The organism is Kitasatospora sp. NPDC036993 (assembly GCF_055607525.1).
In genome coordinates, this window is sequence record NZ_JBVJRP010000008.1 from 372,414 (window position 1) to 387,748 (window position 15,335).

The 15,335-nt window shown below is 74.2% G+C and carries 15 protein-coding genes and 1 pseudogene; 11 read left to right on the forward strand and 5 right to left on the reverse strand.

The genetic code is table 11. From position 1 onward, the window contains the following. Positions 1-72: 72 nt before the first annotated feature. Positions 73-651 carry a TetR/AcrR family transcriptional regulator gene (locus ACZ7C5_RS19830; protein ID WP_401086726.1) on the reverse strand — a complete coding sequence of 193 codons (579 nt, stop codon included), beginning with the start codon at positions 649-651 and terminating at the stop codon, positions 73-75. 152 nt (positions 652-803) lie between these two features. On the opposite strand from ACZ7C5_RS19830, the gene ACZ7C5_RS19835 reads away from it, so the two are divergent. Beyond that, positions 804-1,277, forward strand: coding sequence for a DoxX family protein (locus ACZ7C5_RS19835; RefSeq protein ID WP_470323112.1), 474 nt, complete (start codon positions 804-806; stop codon positions 1,275-1,277). On the opposite strand, the gene ACZ7C5_RS19840 is transcribed toward ACZ7C5_RS19835, so the two are convergent. After that, positions 1,266-1,577 (reverse strand): MTH1187 family thiamine-binding protein, encoded by a 312-nt coding sequence (locus ACZ7C5_RS19840; RefSeq protein ID WP_401086732.1) that lies wholly within the window; start codon positions 1,575-1,577, stop codon positions 1,266-1,268. The genes ACZ7C5_RS19835 and ACZ7C5_RS19840 overlap by 12 nt on opposite strands. Positions 1,578-1,659: 82 nt before the next feature. Beyond that, positions 1,660-3,141 carry a SulP family inorganic anion transporter gene (locus tag ACZ7C5_RS19845; protein ID WP_470323120.1) on the reverse strand — a complete coding sequence of 494 codons (1,482 nt, stop codon included), beginning with the start codon at positions 3,139-3,141 and terminating at the stop codon, positions 1,660-1,662. A gap of 838 nt (positions 3,142-3,979) precedes the next feature. Between ACZ7C5_RS19845 and ACZ7C5_RS19850 the strand changes: the two genes are divergently transcribed. After that, positions 3,980-4,468, forward strand: a complete 489-nt coding sequence (locus tag ACZ7C5_RS19850) for a glutathione peroxidase (RefSeq protein WP_401086735.1) — start codon at positions 3,980-3,982, stop codon at positions 4,466-4,468. Between the two features lie 44 nt (positions 4,469-4,512). Here the strand turns inward: ACZ7C5_RS19850 and ACZ7C5_RS19855 are convergent, their stop codons facing one another. Then, positions 4,513-5,445 (reverse strand): LysR family transcriptional regulator, encoded by a 933-nt coding sequence (locus tag ACZ7C5_RS19855; RefSeq protein WP_401086737.1) that lies wholly within the window; start codon positions 5,443-5,445, stop codon positions 4,513-4,515. A gap of 96 nt (positions 5,446-5,541) precedes the next feature. Between ACZ7C5_RS19855 and ACZ7C5_RS19860 the strand changes: the two genes are divergently transcribed. The 6 genes from ACZ7C5_RS19860 (at position 5,542) to ACZ7C5_RS19885 (ending at position 10,915) form a co-directional block, all read left to right on the forward strand. Continuing rightward, positions 5,542-6,246 (forward strand): succinate dehydrogenase cytochrome b subunit, encoded by a 705-nt coding sequence (locus ACZ7C5_RS19860; RefSeq protein WP_401086740.1) that lies wholly within the window; start codon positions 5,542-5,544, stop codon positions 6,244-6,246. Next, the gene (locus tag ACZ7C5_RS19865; RefSeq protein WP_470323113.1) at positions 6,243-8,201 is read left to right on the forward strand and encodes a fumarate reductase/succinate dehydrogenase flavoprotein subunit; all 1,959 of its coding nucleotides are present in this window, start codon (positions 6,243-6,245) and stop codon (positions 8,199-8,201) included. Before ACZ7C5_RS19860 ends, ACZ7C5_RS19865 begins: the two co-directional genes overlap by 4 nt. Further along, positions 8,198-8,935, forward strand: a complete 738-nt coding sequence (locus tag ACZ7C5_RS19870) for a succinate dehydrogenase/fumarate reductase iron-sulfur subunit (protein WP_401086746.1) — start codon at positions 8,198-8,200, stop codon at positions 8,933-8,935. Before ACZ7C5_RS19865 ends, ACZ7C5_RS19870 begins: the two co-directional genes overlap by 4 nt. A gap of 476 nt (positions 8,936-9,411) precedes the next feature. After that, on the forward strand, positions 9,412-9,720 hold the full coding sequence (locus ACZ7C5_RS19875; protein ID WP_401086749.1) for a hypothetical protein: 309 nt from the start codon (positions 9,412-9,414) through the stop codon (positions 9,718-9,720). Positions 9,721-9,848: 128 nt separating this feature from the next. Further along, on the forward strand, positions 9,849-10,541 hold the full coding sequence (locus ACZ7C5_RS19880) for a DUF6232 family protein (RefSeq protein ID WP_401086752.1): 693 nt from the start codon (positions 9,849-9,851) through the stop codon (positions 10,539-10,541). After that, positions 10,538-10,915 carry a hypothetical protein gene (locus ACZ7C5_RS19885; RefSeq protein ID WP_401086754.1) on the forward strand — a complete coding sequence of 126 codons (378 nt, stop codon included), beginning with the start codon at positions 10,538-10,540 and terminating at the stop codon, positions 10,913-10,915. The genes ACZ7C5_RS19880 and ACZ7C5_RS19885 overlap by 4 nt, the downstream gene beginning before the upstream one ends. 95 nt (positions 10,916-11,010) lie before the next feature. Here ACZ7C5_RS19885 and ACZ7C5_RS19890 read toward each other — a convergent pair whose 3' ends face one another. Further along, a complete protein-coding gene (locus ACZ7C5_RS19890; RefSeq protein WP_401086757.1) occupies positions 11,011-11,955 on the reverse strand; it encodes a DUF2797 domain-containing protein in 945 nt (314 codons plus the stop codon). 206 nt (positions 11,956-12,161) lie between these two features. Here ACZ7C5_RS19890 and ACZ7C5_RS19895 point away from each other — a divergent pair, with 206 nt between their 5' ends. The 3 genes and pseudogenes from ACZ7C5_RS19895 to ACZ7C5_RS19905 form a co-directional block, all read left to right on the forward strand. Next, positions 12,162-12,482 (forward strand): hypothetical protein, encoded by a 321-nt coding sequence (locus ACZ7C5_RS19895; protein WP_401086760.1) that lies wholly within the window; start codon positions 12,162-12,164, stop codon positions 12,480-12,482. Positions 12,483-12,859: 377 nt separating this feature from the next. Next, complete coding sequence (locus ACZ7C5_RS19900; RefSeq protein WP_401086764.1) at positions 12,860-14,974, forward strand: restriction endonuclease; 2,115 nt, start codon at positions 12,860-12,862, stop codon at positions 14,972-14,974. A gap of 206 nt (positions 14,975-15,180) precedes the next feature. Continuing rightward, positions 15,181-15,335: pseudogene (locus ACZ7C5_RS19905) on the forward strand (ABC transporter ATP-binding protein); the annotation flags it as partial.

Genomic DNA, 15,335 nt, shown 5'->3' on the forward strand with positions numbered 1-15,335 from the left:
CCCTCCCCTCGATATAGACCATTCGGTCTTGAATCGGCACAGCAGAAGACGCCGGCCCGAACCGACGGAGCGTCAGTCCAGCAGGGTCAGCGCCTGTTCCGCCGCGTCCCGCGCCCGGACCCCGCCGTCGGCGGTCTTGCCCACCACCCGGATGCCCTGAAGGAGCACCACCAGCATCCGGGCGAGCGCCCGCGGCTCCCGCCCGGCGGGCAGTTCGCCCTGTGCGGCGGCGCGCACCAGGGCGGCGGTGAGCAGCGTCTCCAGGCGGTCCAGGCTCGCCTCCACCCGGCGGGACGCGGCGGGGTCGTGCGGGGCCAGCTCCACCGCCGTGTTCGTGACGAAGCAGCCGACCAGGCGCTCCTGACCGTCCGCCGCCGCGTACTGGCGGATCATCGCGCGGACCGCCGGCAGCGCCGGGCCCGGCTGGGACAGGTCGAGCAGCCGGGCCGAGTCGCTCTGCTCGCAGTAGCGCTCCAGGGCCCGCAGGTACAGCTCGTGCTTGCTGCCGAAGGTCGCGTAGACGCTGGCCCTCGCGATGCCGAGCCGCTCGACCAGGTCGGCCATCGACGTGGCCTCGTAGCCGCGCTGCCAGAACAGCTCCAGGGCCGCCTGCAACGCCGCGTCCGGGTCGAATTCCTTCGTGCGCGCCATGCCGGGAACGCTAGCCCTTTCCGGATCGGTCGGTCAAGAAAGGACGCCAAGTGGTCCAGACCTGATCCATGACGGAGCATTGCCAAGTGGACTAGACCAAGGCTACCCTTACCGATCCCATCCACCTCCTCCCCCCACAGGAGGCGTTTCCCATGCCCGCACACCGCTCCACCAACCCCCTGCAGAGCGTCGAGGCAGCCAGACCCGTCCTCCTGACGGTGTTTCGGATCGTCATCGGCCTGCTCTTCGCCTGCCACGGCGCCGCCTCGCTGTTCGGCGTGCTCGGCGGCGTCAAGGGCGGCGGCACCGTCCCGCTCGGCCAGTGGCCCGGCTGGTGGGCCGCGCTGATCCAGCTGGTCGGCGGCGCCCTGGTGCTGCTCGGCGCCGGCACCAGGGTGGCCGCCCTGCTCTGCTCCGGCTCGATGGCCTACGCCTACTTCACCGTCCACCAGGAGCACGCGCTGCTGCCGATCCAGAACGGCGGCGAGGCCTCGGTGCTGTTCTGCTGGGCCTTCCTGGCCATCGCGACGCTCGGCTCGGGCCCGTACGCCCTGGACCGGCTGCTCTCCCGCCGGCCCCTGACCGCCACGCCCGAACCGGCCGCCCAGCCGACGTCAACGGTCTGACGGTCCGTCCGCGGCCAGGTGGCGCTCGACCGAGGCGACCTTGGCGGTGAGGCCGTCGGTGACCCCGGCCCTGTCGTCGATCTTGATGACCGTGCTCACCCGGTTGCTGTGGGCCTTCACCGCCTCGATCGCCGCCCTGATCACCGGCATCACCTCGTCCCACTCCCCCTCGATGCTGGTGAACATGGCGTCCGTACGGTTCGGGAGCCCACTCTCCCGCACCACCCGGACGGCGGCGGCCACCGCCTCACCCACGTCCTCGCCGATCCCCAGCGGGGTCACCGAAAAGGCTGCGATCACGGTTCTGCGCTCCTTGTAGTGGACAGCACTGGTCGCCGGGTCCGGACCGGACCCGGCGACCAGGCTAGACGCGCCCCGGACGTCAGGCGACGGTCGGCAGCGGCGGTTCGACGGCCAGCGGCGCGCTGGCGCGGGCCCGGTGCTGGTCCGCCCAGGAGGCGAGCGCCACCGTGCAGGCGTGGTCCAGGTGGCGCAGCCCGGACCAGTCCAGTTCCACCGGCCGGTCCCCCGGCAGCCGTTCCAGGGTGTCCAGCAGCCGGGGCAGCCGCAGGAAGGTGGCATTGCCGCTCAGCCGCACCCGGTGCAACGGGTGCCCGGTCGGCTGCGGCTGTTCCTCCACCGCGATCTGGAGCTGCGAGGTCTGCCAGGCCGACTTGGCCACCGCCAGGCCGATGCCGATCAGCACCCCCTCGAACAGGTCGGTGGCGATGATCGCCGCCGCCGTCACCACCAGCACCAGCGCCTCGCCCAGGTGCCCCCGGCAGAGCGCGACGGTGCGGCGCAGCGGCACCAGCTTGGCACCGGCGTGCACCAGCACCGCGGCCAGCGCGGTGAGCGGGACGAGTTCGAGCACGCCGGGCAGCAGCGCGGTGAACAGCAGCAGCCAGCCGCCGTGCAGCACCCGCGAGGCCCTGGTGCGCGCGCCGGCCTGGACGTTGGTCGCGCTGCGCACGATCACCGCCGTCATCGGCAGCGCGCCGAGCAGCCCGCAGACGGCGTTGCCGACACCCTGAGCGGTGAGTTCGCGGTCGTAGTGGGTGCGCGGGCCGTGGTGCATCCGGTCGACGGCGGCGGCGCTGAACAGCGTCTCGGCGGAGGCGATCAGGGTGAAGGCGACGACGGTGCCGAGCCCGGCGGTGCCGGCCAGGACGGTCAGCGAGCCGCGGTCGGGCAGGTGCACCACGTCGAGCAGCCCGGCCACCCGGACCCTGGCCACCGGCAGGTCGGCGGCGGCGGTCACGGCGGCGGCCAGGCCGACCGCGGCGAGCGGCGCGGGGACGGCGCGGGCGGCGCGTTCCGGCAGGTACTTCCAGCCGGCCAGGACCAGCAGGGTGCCGAGCCCGAGGGCGACCGCGCTCGGGTTGGCCGACGCGGTCAGCGCGTCGGCCAGCAGGGCGGGCAGTCCGGCGATCTTCTCCGGTCCGGTGGCGGGGGCGCGGCGGTCGGCGAGCGCGTAGAGCTGGCCGAAGACCAGGGTCAGCCCGATGCCGGCCAGCATGCCGTGCACCACCGAGGCGGACATCGCCCGGAACCAGCGGCCGAGCCGCAGGGCGCCCATCGCCAGCTGGAGCAGGCCGGTGGCGAGCACCAGCACGCCGAGGGCTCCGGTGCCGAAGCGCTGGACGGCGTCGGCGACCAGGACGGTCAGCCCGGCGGCGGGCCCGCTGACCTGGAGGCTGCTGCCGGGCAGCAGGCCGGCCACCAGGCCGCCGACGATCCCGGTGACCAGCCCGAGTTCGGCCGGGACGCCGGAGGCGACGGCCACGCCGACGCAGAGCGGGAGGGCGACCAGGAACACCACCAGCGAGGCCGGCAGGTCGTGGCGCCAGGGGACGGCCCGCAGGGCCGCGAGCGGGGTCCGGGGCCGGCCCGGCGGGGCCTGCTCGCGCAGGCGGCCCGGCGGGCTGTCGCTCCGGTGGGGCGGCGGGTTCACCCGGTCACCGCCAGGGACCGGGCAGGGGTGCAGCAGTGCATGGGGACGTTCCTTCCGCGCGGCCGCCGCGGCGGGCGCGCCGTTGCAAGGGCGGGGAGCAGGGGGAAGCCGAGCAGGGAGAAGGGCAGGGACGGGGGGACGGGACCGCGGAGGGGCGGCGACAGCGGGACGGCCGCGGGTCCGGACGGACCTGAGCGCGGCGGCGGGTGTCGGGTCGGTGCGGTCAGGGGGTGCGTCCCTCGCTCGGATGCGACGGACCGGGCGCGCTGGTCCTGGACGGGACCGGCCCCGGATCTCCCCCACACACCGGACGGCCCGAAATCCCCCTGCCGCGGCCTCAGTTGGACGTCACGGGCCCGGCGTGCCACCGACGATACCCAGGCCGGCGGGGCCGGCCCACACCCCGCACCCTCCCTTCACCCGCACCGCACGCGGGCTCCGCTTCCCGGCGCGGAGCGTCCGGTTCCCCGGGTACACCAGCACGACGGCCGCCCTGGTGTGCGAATCCCCGCCGCCCGGCCACCCCGCCCGACGCTTCCAAAGCCCGCCACCCTCCCTGGCACGCCCCGACCGCGATCAGGCCACTGGCGCCGTGGCCGTACGCGCACCCCGGCCGTGCGGGGGCGGACGGACCGCTCCGCACGCTCCCGCACACCCCGGCCACCGGCACGCCGGGCACCGCCGGCCGGGCGGCGCCCGCTACCGTGGCCCCCGAAGAGGCCGACGACCCACCGGAAGGACCACCACCGTGAGCCTGTACGACATCCCGCTGCGCACCCTCGACGGCAAGCCCGCCTCGCTGGCCGACCACAAGGGCAAGGCGCTGCTGATCGTCAACGTCGCCTCCAAGTGCGGCCTGACCCCGCAGTACGAGGGCCTGGAGCGGCTCCAGCAGCGCTACGCCGGGCGCGGGTTCACCGTGCTGGGCTTCCCCTGCAACCAGTTCGCCGGGCAGGAACCGGGCAGCGCCGAGGAGATCCGCGCCTTCTGCTCCACCACCTACGGCGTCACCTTCCCGCTGTTCGAGAAGATCGACATCAACGGCGAGGACCGGCACCCGCTGTACGCCCGGCTGACCGAGGTCGCCGACGAGGAGGGCCAGGCCGGGGACGTCTCCTGGAACTTCGAGAAGTTCCTGATCTCCCCGGACGGCACCGTGGCGGCCCGGCTGCGCCCGCGCGTCGACCCGGAGTCGGCGGAGCTGACCGCCGCGATCGAGGGCCTGCTGCCGGCCTGACCGCCCCGCCGGCGCGGAGGGCCGCTCCGGGGCGGCCCTCCGCGTCACAGCAACAGCCTGGTTCCCGGCGGCAGTTCGCCGTCCCGCGCGGCGTCGCGCAGGTGTGCCAGCAGGGTCGCGCGCAGCGCCTCCGCCGCGCGGGTGGGCGGCACCTCGTGGCCGTGCGCGACGGCGATGGTGCGGCCCAGCCCCGGACCGGCGAACGCGGTCACCGCGAGGCCCGAGCGGGCGGCCACCATGCCGGGGACGACGGCCGGCCCGATCCCGGCCCGGACGAAGCCCAGCACCGCGTCCATCTCACCGCCCTCCACCGCGAACTCCGGCTCGAACCCGGCCGCCCGGCAGGCCGCCAGGGTGGCCTCGCGGACGTCGTAGCCCTCCCGGAACATCACCAGCGGCCGGCCCTTCAGCTCCGTCACCCGGGCCCTGCGCCCGGCCGCGCGCTCCGGCCCGCGCTCGGCCGCGACCAGCACCAGCTCCTCGTGCAGCAGTTCGGTGACCGCCAGCGCGGGCGCCTGGTCCCCGCTCGGCGGGGTGATGATCAGCGCGAGATCCAGCTCCCCCGCGGCCAGCCAGCCGACCAGGTCGCGCGAGCCGCCCTCCCGGACCGCCAGCCGCACCCCCGGGTAGCGGTCCCTGAACACCCGCAGCACGTCCGGCACCAGGCTGGTGCACAGGCTCGGCGGCGCCCCGAGCCGGACCCGGCCGCGGCGCAGCTGCACCGTCTCCTGCACGGCCAGCCGGGCGCTCTCGGTGTCCGCCAGGATGCGCCTGGCCAGCGGCAGCAGGGCGTCCCCGGCGTCGGTCAGCGCGATGTTGCCCCGGGTGCGGTGGAACAGTTCGGCACCCAACTCCCGCTCCAGCGCCCGGATCTGCTGCGAGAGTGACGGCTGCGCGACGTGCGCCGCGTCGGCCGCGCGGGTGAAGTGCCGGGTCTCGGCCACGGCCACGAAATAACGGAGTTGCTGGAGCTGCACAGGGCCAGGATAGGCCGCATCGATAGCCGGTGCCTATCGTCATGAGCCGCATCATGTCTTGGACGCACCCGAACCACCGTCCCTACCGTTGCAGCCATGACAACCGCGACTCGGACGGCCCGGCATCCGTCCACCCTGGCGACCCTGTGGCGGTCGACCGTCGGCAAGAAGGCGGTCATGGCCGTCACCGGACTGGTCATGCTGCTGTACCTGGTCGCGCACATGCTGGGGAACCTCAAGGTGTTCTCCGGCCCGGACGACATCAACGGCTACGCGGCCTGGCTGCGCACCATCGGACAGCCGTTCCTGGGCCACGAGTGGTTCCTGTGGATCGCCCGGGCCGGCCTGCTGGCCGCCGTGGTGCTGCACGGCGTCTCCGCGTACCAGCTCAGCCGCCGCGACCTCGCGGCCCGCCCGAGCAAGTACGTGCACAAGCGCCGCCGGGCGAGCTACGCGACCAGGACGATGCGCTGGGGCGGGGTGATCCTGGCGCTGTTCATCGTCTGGCACGTCCTCGACCTCACCACGCTGACCGTGAACCCGGCCGCCGAGGCGGGCCGCCCGTACCAGAACATCGTGGCCTCGTTCGGGAACTGGTACTCCTGCGTGATCTACATCGTCGCGATGCTGGCCGTCGGCCTGCACATCCGGCACGGGTTCTGGAGCGCCGCGCAGACCCTCGGCGCGAGCAACGCCCGCCGCGAGCGGGCGCTGAAGCTGACCGCGAACGGTCTGGCACTGGTGCTGACCGCCGGATTCCTGTCCGTCCCCGTCGCCGTGATCACCGGAGTCGTGAAATGAGCAGTGCCGAGACGAGCTACCAGGACTACACCCTCGGCGCGCCGGTCGCCGACACCAGGACCCCCGGCGGGCCGATCGAACAGCGCTGGGACCAGCGGCGGTTCGACGCCAAGCTGGTCAACCCGGCCAACCGGCGCAAGCACACCGTGATCGTGGTCGGCACCGGCCTGGCCGGCGGCGCGGCCGGCGCCACCCTCGCCGAACAGGGCTACCACGTCGTCCAGTTCTGCTTCCAGGACTCCCCCAGGCGGGCCCACTCGATCGCCGCCCAGGGCGGCATCAACGCGGCCAAGAACTACCGCAACGACGGCGACTCGATCCGCCGGCTGTTCTACGACACCGTCAAGGGCGGCGACTTCCGCGCCCGCGAGTCCAACGTGCACCGGCTGGCCGAGGTGTCGGTGGAGATCATCGACCAGTGCGTGGCCCAGGGCGTGCCCTTCGCCCGCGAGTACGGCGGCCTGCTGGACACCCGCTCCTTCGGCGGCGTGCAGGTCTCCCGCACCTTCTACGCCCGCGGCCAGACCGGCCAGCAGCTGCTGCTCGGCGCCTACCAGGCGCTCTCCCGGCAGATCGCCGCCGGGAACGTGGAGATGCACCCGCGCACCGAGATGCTGGACCTGCTGGTGGTCGACGGCCGGGCCCGCGGCATCGTGGCCCGCGACCTGGTCACCGGCGAGATCCGCTCCTACACCGCGGACGCCGTGGTGCTCGCCAGCGGCGGCTACGGCAACGTGTTCTACCTCTCCACCAACGCCAAGAACTCCAACGCCACCGCGATCTGGCGGGCGCACCGGCGCGGCGCGTACTTCGCCAACCCGTGCTTCACCCAGATCCACCCGACCTGCATCCCGCGCTCGGGCGACCACCAGTCCAAGCTCACCCTGATGAGCGAGTCGCTGCGCAACGACGGCCGGATCTGGGTGCCCAAGGCCAAGGGCGACGACCGCCCGCCGGCGCGGATCCCCGAGGAGGAGCGGGACTACTACCTGGAGCGGATCTACCCCTCCTTCGGCAACCTGGTGCCGCGCGACATCGCCTCCCGGGCCGCCAAGAACGTCTGCGACGAGGGCCGCGGCGTCGGCCCCGGCGGCCAGGGCGTCTACCTGGACTTCGCCGACGCGATCCGCCGGATGGGCCGGGACGCCGTCGAGGCCAGGTACGGCAACCTCTTCGAGATGTACGAGCGGATCACCGCCGAGGACCCGTACCGGGTGCCGATGCGGATCTACCCGGCGATCCACTACACGATGGGCGGACTCTGGGTCGACTACGACCTCCAGACCACCGTCCCCGGCCTGTTCGCGATCGGCGAGGCCAACTTCTCCGACCACGGCGCCAACCGGCTCGGCGCCAGCGCCCTGATGCAGGGCCTCGCCGACGGCTACTTCGTACTGCCGCCCACCATCAACGACTACCTGGCCCGCCACCCGCTGCCGGCCGTACCCGCCGACCACCCGGTGCTCACCGAGGTGGAGGCCGAGGCCGAGGACCGGCTCAACCTGATCCTCGCGGTGGACGGCGACCGCACCCCGGACTCCTTCCACCGCGAACTCGGCGAACTGCTCTGGGACGAGTGCGGGATGGCCCGCGACGCGGCCGGGCTGAAGCGGGCGCTGGAGCGGATCCCGCGGCTGCGCGAGGAGTTCTGGCGCCGGATCAAGGTGCCGGGCACCGGGCAGGAGCTCAACCAGTCGCTGGAGAAGGCCAACCGGCTGGTCGACTACCTCGAACTGGCCGAACTGATGTGCCTGGACGCGCTGCACCGCGCCGAGTCCTGCGGCGGCCACTTCAGGACCGAGAGCCAGACCCCCGACGGCGAGGCCGCCCGCCGCGACGAGGACTTCTCCTACGCAGCCGCCTGGGAGTTCACCGCCACCGGCGAGGCGCCCGTCCTCCACCGCGAGGACCTCGTCTTCGAGCACGTCCACCCCACCCAGCGGAGCTACGCGTGAACCTCACCCTGCGGATCTGGCGCCAGGCCGGCCCGGACGCCCCCGGCTCGATGACCACCTACCGGGTCGGCGGGATCAGCCCGGACATGTCCTTCCTGGAGATGCTGGACACCCTCAACGAGGAGCTGATCACCCGCGGCGACCAGCCCGTCGCGTTCGACCACGACTGCCGCGAGGGCATCTGCGGCGCCTGCGGCATGGTCATCAACGGCCAGGCCCACGGCCCCGAGCGCACCACCACCTGCCAGCTGCACATGCGGCACTTCCAGGACGGCGACACCATCGACGTCGAGCCCTGGCGGGCGGCGGCCTTCCCGGTGGTCAGGGACCTGGTGGTGGACCGCTCGGCCTTCGACCGGATCATCGGCTCCGGCGGCTACATCACCGCCCCCACCGGCAGCGCCCCCGAGGCGCACGCCACGCCCGTCCCCAAGGAGACCGCGGACACCGCCTTCGAACACGCCGAGTGCATCGGCTGCGGCGCCTGCGTGGCCGCCTGCCCGAACGGCTCGGCGATGCTCTTCACCTCCGCCAAGGTGGTGCACCTCAACGTGCTGCCGCAGGGCGCGCCGGAGCGGGCGGCCCGGGTACTGGACATGGTCTCGGCCATGGACGCCGAGGGCTTCGGCGGCTGCACCAACACCGGCGAGTGCGCCGCCGCCTGCCCCAAGGGCATCCCGCTGCCCAGCATCGCCGCGATGAACCGGGAGTTCCTGCGGGCCGCCCGCGGTTGACGACTCCCCCCGGTACCGTCCTCCCCCGGACGGTCGGCCCCCGCTCTGGTGCTCAGGCGGGGGCCGACGTCGTGTCACGGGGCGTACGACTCACGGGGCGTACGACTCACGGGGCGTACGACTCACGGGGCGTACGACTCACGGGGCCTACGACTCACGGGGCGTACGACTCACGGGGCCTACGACGAGGACCGACGCCGTGTCACGGGCGTGCGGCGGGAGTTCGCGTTACCCGTACGGGTGGTGGATCGCCCTGAGCGATGCCTCCCGGCGGAGAATCGCGCTACGGTGGTCACCGCTACGGAAGGACGGCATATGCCCGAGGTTCAGTCCTGTTCCGGCTGCGGCGGGTCCGGGGGGACCCAGAAGACCGAGGCAACGGTCGAACGGGACGAGGAGGGAAGCATGGTGCCCAGGGTCCACACCTTCTGGTCGCCCTGCGGTCGGTGCCACGGATCCGGGACGGTGATCGTCGGATGAGGCTCGTCTTCGAGTGCGTCGAGTGCGGCGGGCACTACCTGCCCCCCGAGGACATGGTGTACCCCGACGGGCCCGCCTCGCCGGTCTGGTGCACCGCCTGCCAGCGCGCCAAGCGCGCGGCCGGCCTCCGGGAGGACCCGCTGCTCGCCAGGGTCGCGCTGGCCGCCGCCCGCGCCGCGCTGGCCGGGCGGGCCGCCGCCGAGGCGGCCGAGCAGCCGGCCCGGCGCGACGTCCGTCCGTCCCGGCCGCCGCGGTCCCGCCGGGCCGGATCCGGGCCCGGGGTGCTGCGCAGCAAGCTGGGATGATCAGCGGCGTCACCCGGACGAGCGAACCGACGGTCGGTCAACCCCCTTTTGCGGCAAATGACTTGTGCCACCACGGAGCGTAGTGGTTAATTGTCGTCCCGCGCACGACAGCCTTGGGGGAATCGTCCATGCAGCCGACCGATCCCAGAGAGTCGACCTGGGCCGGCCAGACCGGCTCCACCCCGTTCATCCCGCCACCGCCACCAGGCAGGCCACCCGCGACCGCGGTCCCGCCACCGGCCTTCGCGAGCACCACCGACGGCGCCTCGGCCACCACCCTGGTCGCGGTCACCAACCGCATCCTCTGGGTCGGACAGGCGGCGTACCCGCTGGCCAACGTCGCCCGGGTCGGCACCAGTCTGATCGTGCCCGGCCGGCGTCGCGCGCTGCTGCGGCTGCTCTTCTTCGCGCTGATCGTCACCGTGCCCGCGTTCGCGATCTCGACGGCGCTCTCCGCGGCCGACGGGTCGTCGAGCGACTTCGGCAACGGCTCGGGCGGCGGCTCCGGGGCGGGCGTGGTCATCGCCGTCGCGGTGGCCGTCGTGGTGCTCTACTTCCTGATCTTCACCTGGCCGGTGCTGCGCCGCCCCGACCTCTACGCGCTGGCCGTGGACACGGCGGGCCCGCCGACGGCGGTACTTGCCTGGGACACCCCGCAGCCCGCGTACGACCTCCAGGCGGCCATCACCAGGGCGATCGAGAATCCGCAGGCCGAATTCCGGCAGATCGTCCAGAGCATCACCGTCGACCTGCGGCGGTACGAGTTCGGCGACAGCGTCAACATCTACGGCGGCCAGGGGCACACGGGGGTCAGCAAGTGAGCGACGACGAGCGGGGCGAGCGCCCGAACGTCCAGTACGGGGACCGGGTCACCATCCACGGCGGCAGCGGCCACATCGGCATCCAGCACAACCACGGAGGGGCCGGGGAGCAGGCCCTGCCGCCCGAGGTCGCCGACCTGTTCGCCCGGCTGGCCGTCGCGGTCGCCGGGCTCGCCGAGGACGACCGGCTCCGCGAGGCGGACCGGCGGAGCTTCACCGAGGCCCTGCCGGTGCTGAGCGACCCGGCCACCGAGGAGCCGGACCGACGGCGCGGCACCCTCCTCCAGCTGATCGGCCTGGCGCACACCGTCGGCGAGGCCGCCGCCCCGGCACTGGGCCTGGCCAGCCAGCTCCTCGCCCTGATCAGCGGCTGACCGCCCTGGCCCCGCCCCCGGTCACGCCGTGACGACGTGACCGGGGGCGACGGCGACGGCGGTGGCCATGGCGGCAGGGGCTCCGGCGGAACGGCTCAGAACAGCGCCTCCTGGGTGTCCGGCTCCGGCGGGCGGACGCGCTCGCGCAGGGTGAGGCCCTCGGGCCCGCGCCCGGTGACCGGGGTGAGCGTCCAGCCGGTGAGCAGCCGGGTGTCCAGCAGCAGCGGCCCCGGGCCGTCCGCCTGGTCGAGGAAGAGGTGCCGGCCCACCGGCGGCCGGAGCCGGCCCGCGAGGACCGCGCCGTCGGCCAGTCCGGCGACCTCCAGGTAGGTCTCGGGGGCTCCGCCGGCGAGGCCGTAGCGCTCGACGTGGTCGGCCACCGGGCGGTCGGCGAGCAGCTCCAGGGCGTGGCCGTCCAGCAGCCGGTGCGCCCGGGCGCGGGCCTCGGTGAGCACCGTACGGCGGTGCGGGACGTCGCCGTGCGACCACCAGTGGTCGGTCTTGAGCCGGGACTTGTACCGCTCGCGGGCCAGGCCCGAGGCGGCGACGGTGAGTTCGGCGCGCCGGATCGCCGGCAGGGCGCCGCGGGCGGTGAACGCGTAGGCCAGCGCGCCCTGTTCGAGCAGTCGGCTGTCGCCGCGCTGCTCGGCGGTCAGGCCGACCTTGAGCAGGCCCTCGCCGAACCAGGCGAGGTAGAGCAGGTAGGTGCGGCCGTCGTCGAGGATCTGGTCCCGGGCGAGGGCGAGGCCGCGGTCCACGCTCTGGCAGGCCGGGCACTGCGTCGCGCTGCCGCCCGGGTCGATCTCCGCGTGGTGCGGGCAGGGGGTGCGCTCCGTCGCCCCGGCCAGCCAGGCCCCGACGCAGCGGCGCGGGCCGCCCAGCAGCCAGCCGACCTCCGATCCCGGCGTGACGGCGCGCTCGTGCACCCTGGCGCCGAGCACGGCCCCGAGCACGGCGCCGCCGTCCCGCCAGCTCAGGCCGGTGGAGATCCAGCCGCCCTGGCGGGCCGGCCGCTCCGGGTGCTGCGGGGGGATCGTCACGGTTCTCCTTGCCGTCGGTGACCGTCGAGACTACCCGGTGCCACCGACAGGGCGGGCGGCCGCGGCGACGCCCGCCGGCACCGCCGGACCTCCGCTCGAAGCGCGGTCGAGGAAGCATCGAGCGGACGTGACCACGTCAAGTCTCGTCACTAGCGTCCTTCCCAGTGCACTCCCCACGGACGATCCACTTCGGGAAGGGAACGACCATGCGCATTCTCAAGCGTGTCGCGGCCGCCACCGGCTCTCTCGCCCTCGCCGCCTCGGGCCTGGTCCTGGCCGCGGCGCCGGCCTCGGCCACCACCACCGCGCTGAGCTGCAACGCGCCGTCCTACTTCACCGGCAGCGGCGGTCACGCCGGCGCGTCGATCCGCTGCGTCGGCTCGGCCTTCACCGGCCGGATCGTCTGTTACAAGCCGGGCTACGGCAACTACACCCACTACGGCAACCGCGCCGAGTCCGGCGGCACCTCGACCACCTGGTGCGACCTGGGGGCGACCATCCAGAAGGCCGACGCCGTCTCCTCCTGACCCCATGCCGCCCCGGCCGGCGGCCGGGACGCGACGGCACCGCGCGACGGACCGTGGGCCCGTCCGGCGATTCCCCGCCGGACGGGCCCACGCCGGTTCTCCGCCCCTGCCCCCGGCTCCGGCCGGGCCGATCACGCCCGTCACGCCGCCCGCACGAACGGCGGCCGGCCCTCCGACGGGGTGTCAGATCCCGTGCCGCCCGACCCCTCCTCCCCCGCCGGAAAGGCCCGCAGGTCGCGGGCGCTTGGCCGGGCGGGGTGTCCACGTTCTATTGTGGCGGGCGCGGTCGGCGGCGTGGCCGGGAGGCGATGCCGCAGCGGCCGTTCGGCGCGAGCGAATGGGGTGGACGGACGGTGTCGGGGCGGCGGAGCGGCGGGGTGCTGGCGATCTGGGCGGAGGCGCAGCGGCAGCAGCAGCGCCGGGGGGAGGCCCGGTTGCGGGCCGAGGCGGCGGAGCAGCGCCGCCGGGAGCGGGAGCAGCGCGAGACGCAGAAGGCGGCCGCTCGCGGCGAACGCGAGGCGCAGCGCGCCTACCAGCAGTCGCGGGAGGCGGAGGCGGCCCGGCAAACGGCCGAACTGGACGCCAGGGTCGAGGAGTTGAAGGGGCTGCTGGCCGCCGGGCTGGCCGCGCCGGCCTTCGGGCCGCAGGCCCTGCTGGCGCCGAGCGCGGTGCCGCCGTTCGATCCGGGTCCACTGGGTGAGCCGGTGCCGATGCCGGACCAGTCCTCGGAGCGGTACTTCGTGCCGCCGCCGGACGCGGTCCAGGCCCGCAATCCTGGCGTGCGGCAGCAGTACGAGCAGTACCTCGCCCAGGCGCGGGCCAGGTTCGAGCAGGACTGGTACGCGGCGCAGACCGGGGAGGCCGACCGGCAGCAGCGGCTGGCCGCGTACCACCGGGAGTACCTGGCCTGGGTGGAGCAGTCCCGGCGGCAGCAGGAGGAGCTCGGCGCCAGGACGGAGGAGCTGCTGCGCCGGCTGCGGGCGGGTGAGCCGGAGGCGGTGCAGGAGTACTTCACGGCCGGCCTGTACGCCTCGGCGGCCTGGCCGGAGGGCTTCCCGCACCGGCTGGTGGCGGCCTTCGACGCCGGGAGCCGCCAGCTGGTGGTGGACTGGGAGCTGCCGGGTCCCGACGTGGTGCCGGCCGCCGCCCGGGTGCGGTACGTGAAGTCGGACGACCGCGAGGCCGAGGTGGCCCGTCCGGCGACGGAGCGCAAGGCGCTGTACCGGGAGGTGCTGGCGCAGTCGGCGCTGCGGGTGGCGGCGGAGCTGTTCCGGGCGGACCGGGACGGGCTGCTGGACTCGGTGGTGCTGAACGGCTTCGTCCTCGGCATCGACCCGGCGACCGGCCGGGAGGCCGAGCGCTTCGTCTCCACGCTGACCGCGGCCCGGTCCGGCTTCGCCGGCCTGGCGCTGGACCGGGTGGCCCCGGTGGAGTGCTTCCAGGGCCTGGGCGGCCGACTGTCGGCGCGCCCTGAGCGGCTGGACGAGGTGCGCCCGGACCGGCGGCCGGAGGCGGTCGGCGGCAGCCTGGCCGGGCACGGCGAGGGAGATCCCGACCTCTTCGAGATGGACCCGCTGGACTTCGAGGACCTGATCGCCGAGCTGTTCCGGCTGCGCGGCTTCGAGGTGATGACCACGGCCCGCAGCGGCGACGTCGGGGTGGACGTGGTGGCGGTGGACCCCACTCCCGTGACCGGCGGGAAGATCGTGATCCAGGCCAAGCGCTACAAGAGGACCGTGCCGCCGACGGCCGTGCGCGACCTGGAGTCCACCGTCCGCCACCACGGCGCGAACAAGGGCATCCTGGTCACCACCGCGGGCTTCGGCCCGGGCTCGTACAGCTACATCGAGGGCAAGCCGCTGACCCTGGTGAGCGGCCCCGAGCTGGTCCAGCTGCTCGCCGAGCAGGGCCTGCGCGGCCGGCTCGGCGGCGTCGTCGTCGCGCCCGCCGCGGCGGACGACCGGCCGGAGGAGGCGCGCGAGACCGCCCTCACGGTGAGCTGGCGGAGCCGGACGGCCGGCGGGGACCCGGTGGAGCTGGACGTGACGGTCTTCCTGTGCGCCGGCGGCCGGGTGCTGAGCGACGAGCACTTCGTGTTCTTCAACAGCCCGCAGGACCCGGACGGCGCGGTCCGGCTGCATCCGACCCGGTCGGTGCCGGGCGAGCCGACCAGGGCGGCCCGGCTGACGCTGGACCTGGACCGGCTGCCGGCCGCCGTCGACGAGGTGGTGGTCGCCGTCTCCACCGAGGAGGAGGAGCCCCCGGCGCTGCCGCTCGGCTACGTGCACGGGCTGGCGGTCGCCGCCGCGTACGGTCCCGGCGCGGGCGGTCCCGACGCCTGGGCGGGCGCGACCGGCGGGGTGCCGGACAGCGCGATGCTGCTCGGGGCGTTCCGGCGGGGCTCCGGCGGCTGGGAGTTCGGCCCGTCGGGCCGGTCGGTGACGGACGGCCTGGCCGGGCTGGCGACGGCCTTCGGTGTGGCGGTGGAGTAGCGGGCCCCGGTTCCGGCGCCCTCGGGGAGCCGTCGACGGGGACCTTGGACCTCAGGGTTTCGGGTCATACCTGAGGAGGAGAACGCCCCCGCCGACCCGCCGGGTCGGCGGGGGCGGACCGCCCGCGCGGCATACGCATCGCGTTCGAACAGTTTGGAATGATGTTACGGAGTTAAACATTCCGTTAATCCGTTCCAGGAGTCCCCGTGACGTTCCCCGCAACCGCCGTCCACACCGGTCGGGCGGCCGCCCGCGCCACCAGTCTGAACAAGGTCTACGGGGAGGGGGAGACCCGCGTCGTCGCCCTCGACAACGTCAGCGTCACCTTCCCCCAGGGCGAGTTCACCGCGATCATGGGCCC

Bases quoted from the DNA above. Each gene is read 5' to 3' on its own strand.
- ACZ7C5_RS19830 (WP_401086726.1), bottom strand. From the start codon at position 651: ATGGCGCGCACGAAGGAATTCGACCCGGACGCGGCGTTGCAGGCGGCC.
- ACZ7C5_RS19835 (WP_470323112.1), top strand. From the start codon at position 804: ATGCCCGCACACCGCTCCACCAACCCCCTGCAGAGCGTCGAGGCAGCC.
- ACZ7C5_RS19860 (WP_401086740.1), top strand. From the start codon at position 5,542: ATGACAACCGCGACTCGGACGGCCCGGCATCCGTCCACCCTGGCGACC.
- ACZ7C5_RS19865 (WP_470323113.1), top strand. From the start codon at position 6,243: ATGAGCAGTGCCGAGACGAGCTACCAGGACTACACCCTCGGCGCGCCG.
- ACZ7C5_RS19875 (WP_401086749.1), top strand. From the start codon at position 9,412: ATGAGGCTCGTCTTCGAGTGCGTCGAGTGCGGCGGGCACTACCTGCCC.
- ACZ7C5_RS19880 (WP_401086752.1), top strand. From the start codon at position 9,849: ATGCAGCCGACCGATCCCAGAGAGTCGACCTGGGCCGGCCAGACCGGC.
- ACZ7C5_RS19895 (WP_401086760.1), top strand. From the start codon at position 12,162: ATGCGCATTCTCAAGCGTGTCGCGGCCGCCACCGGCTCTCTCGCCCTC.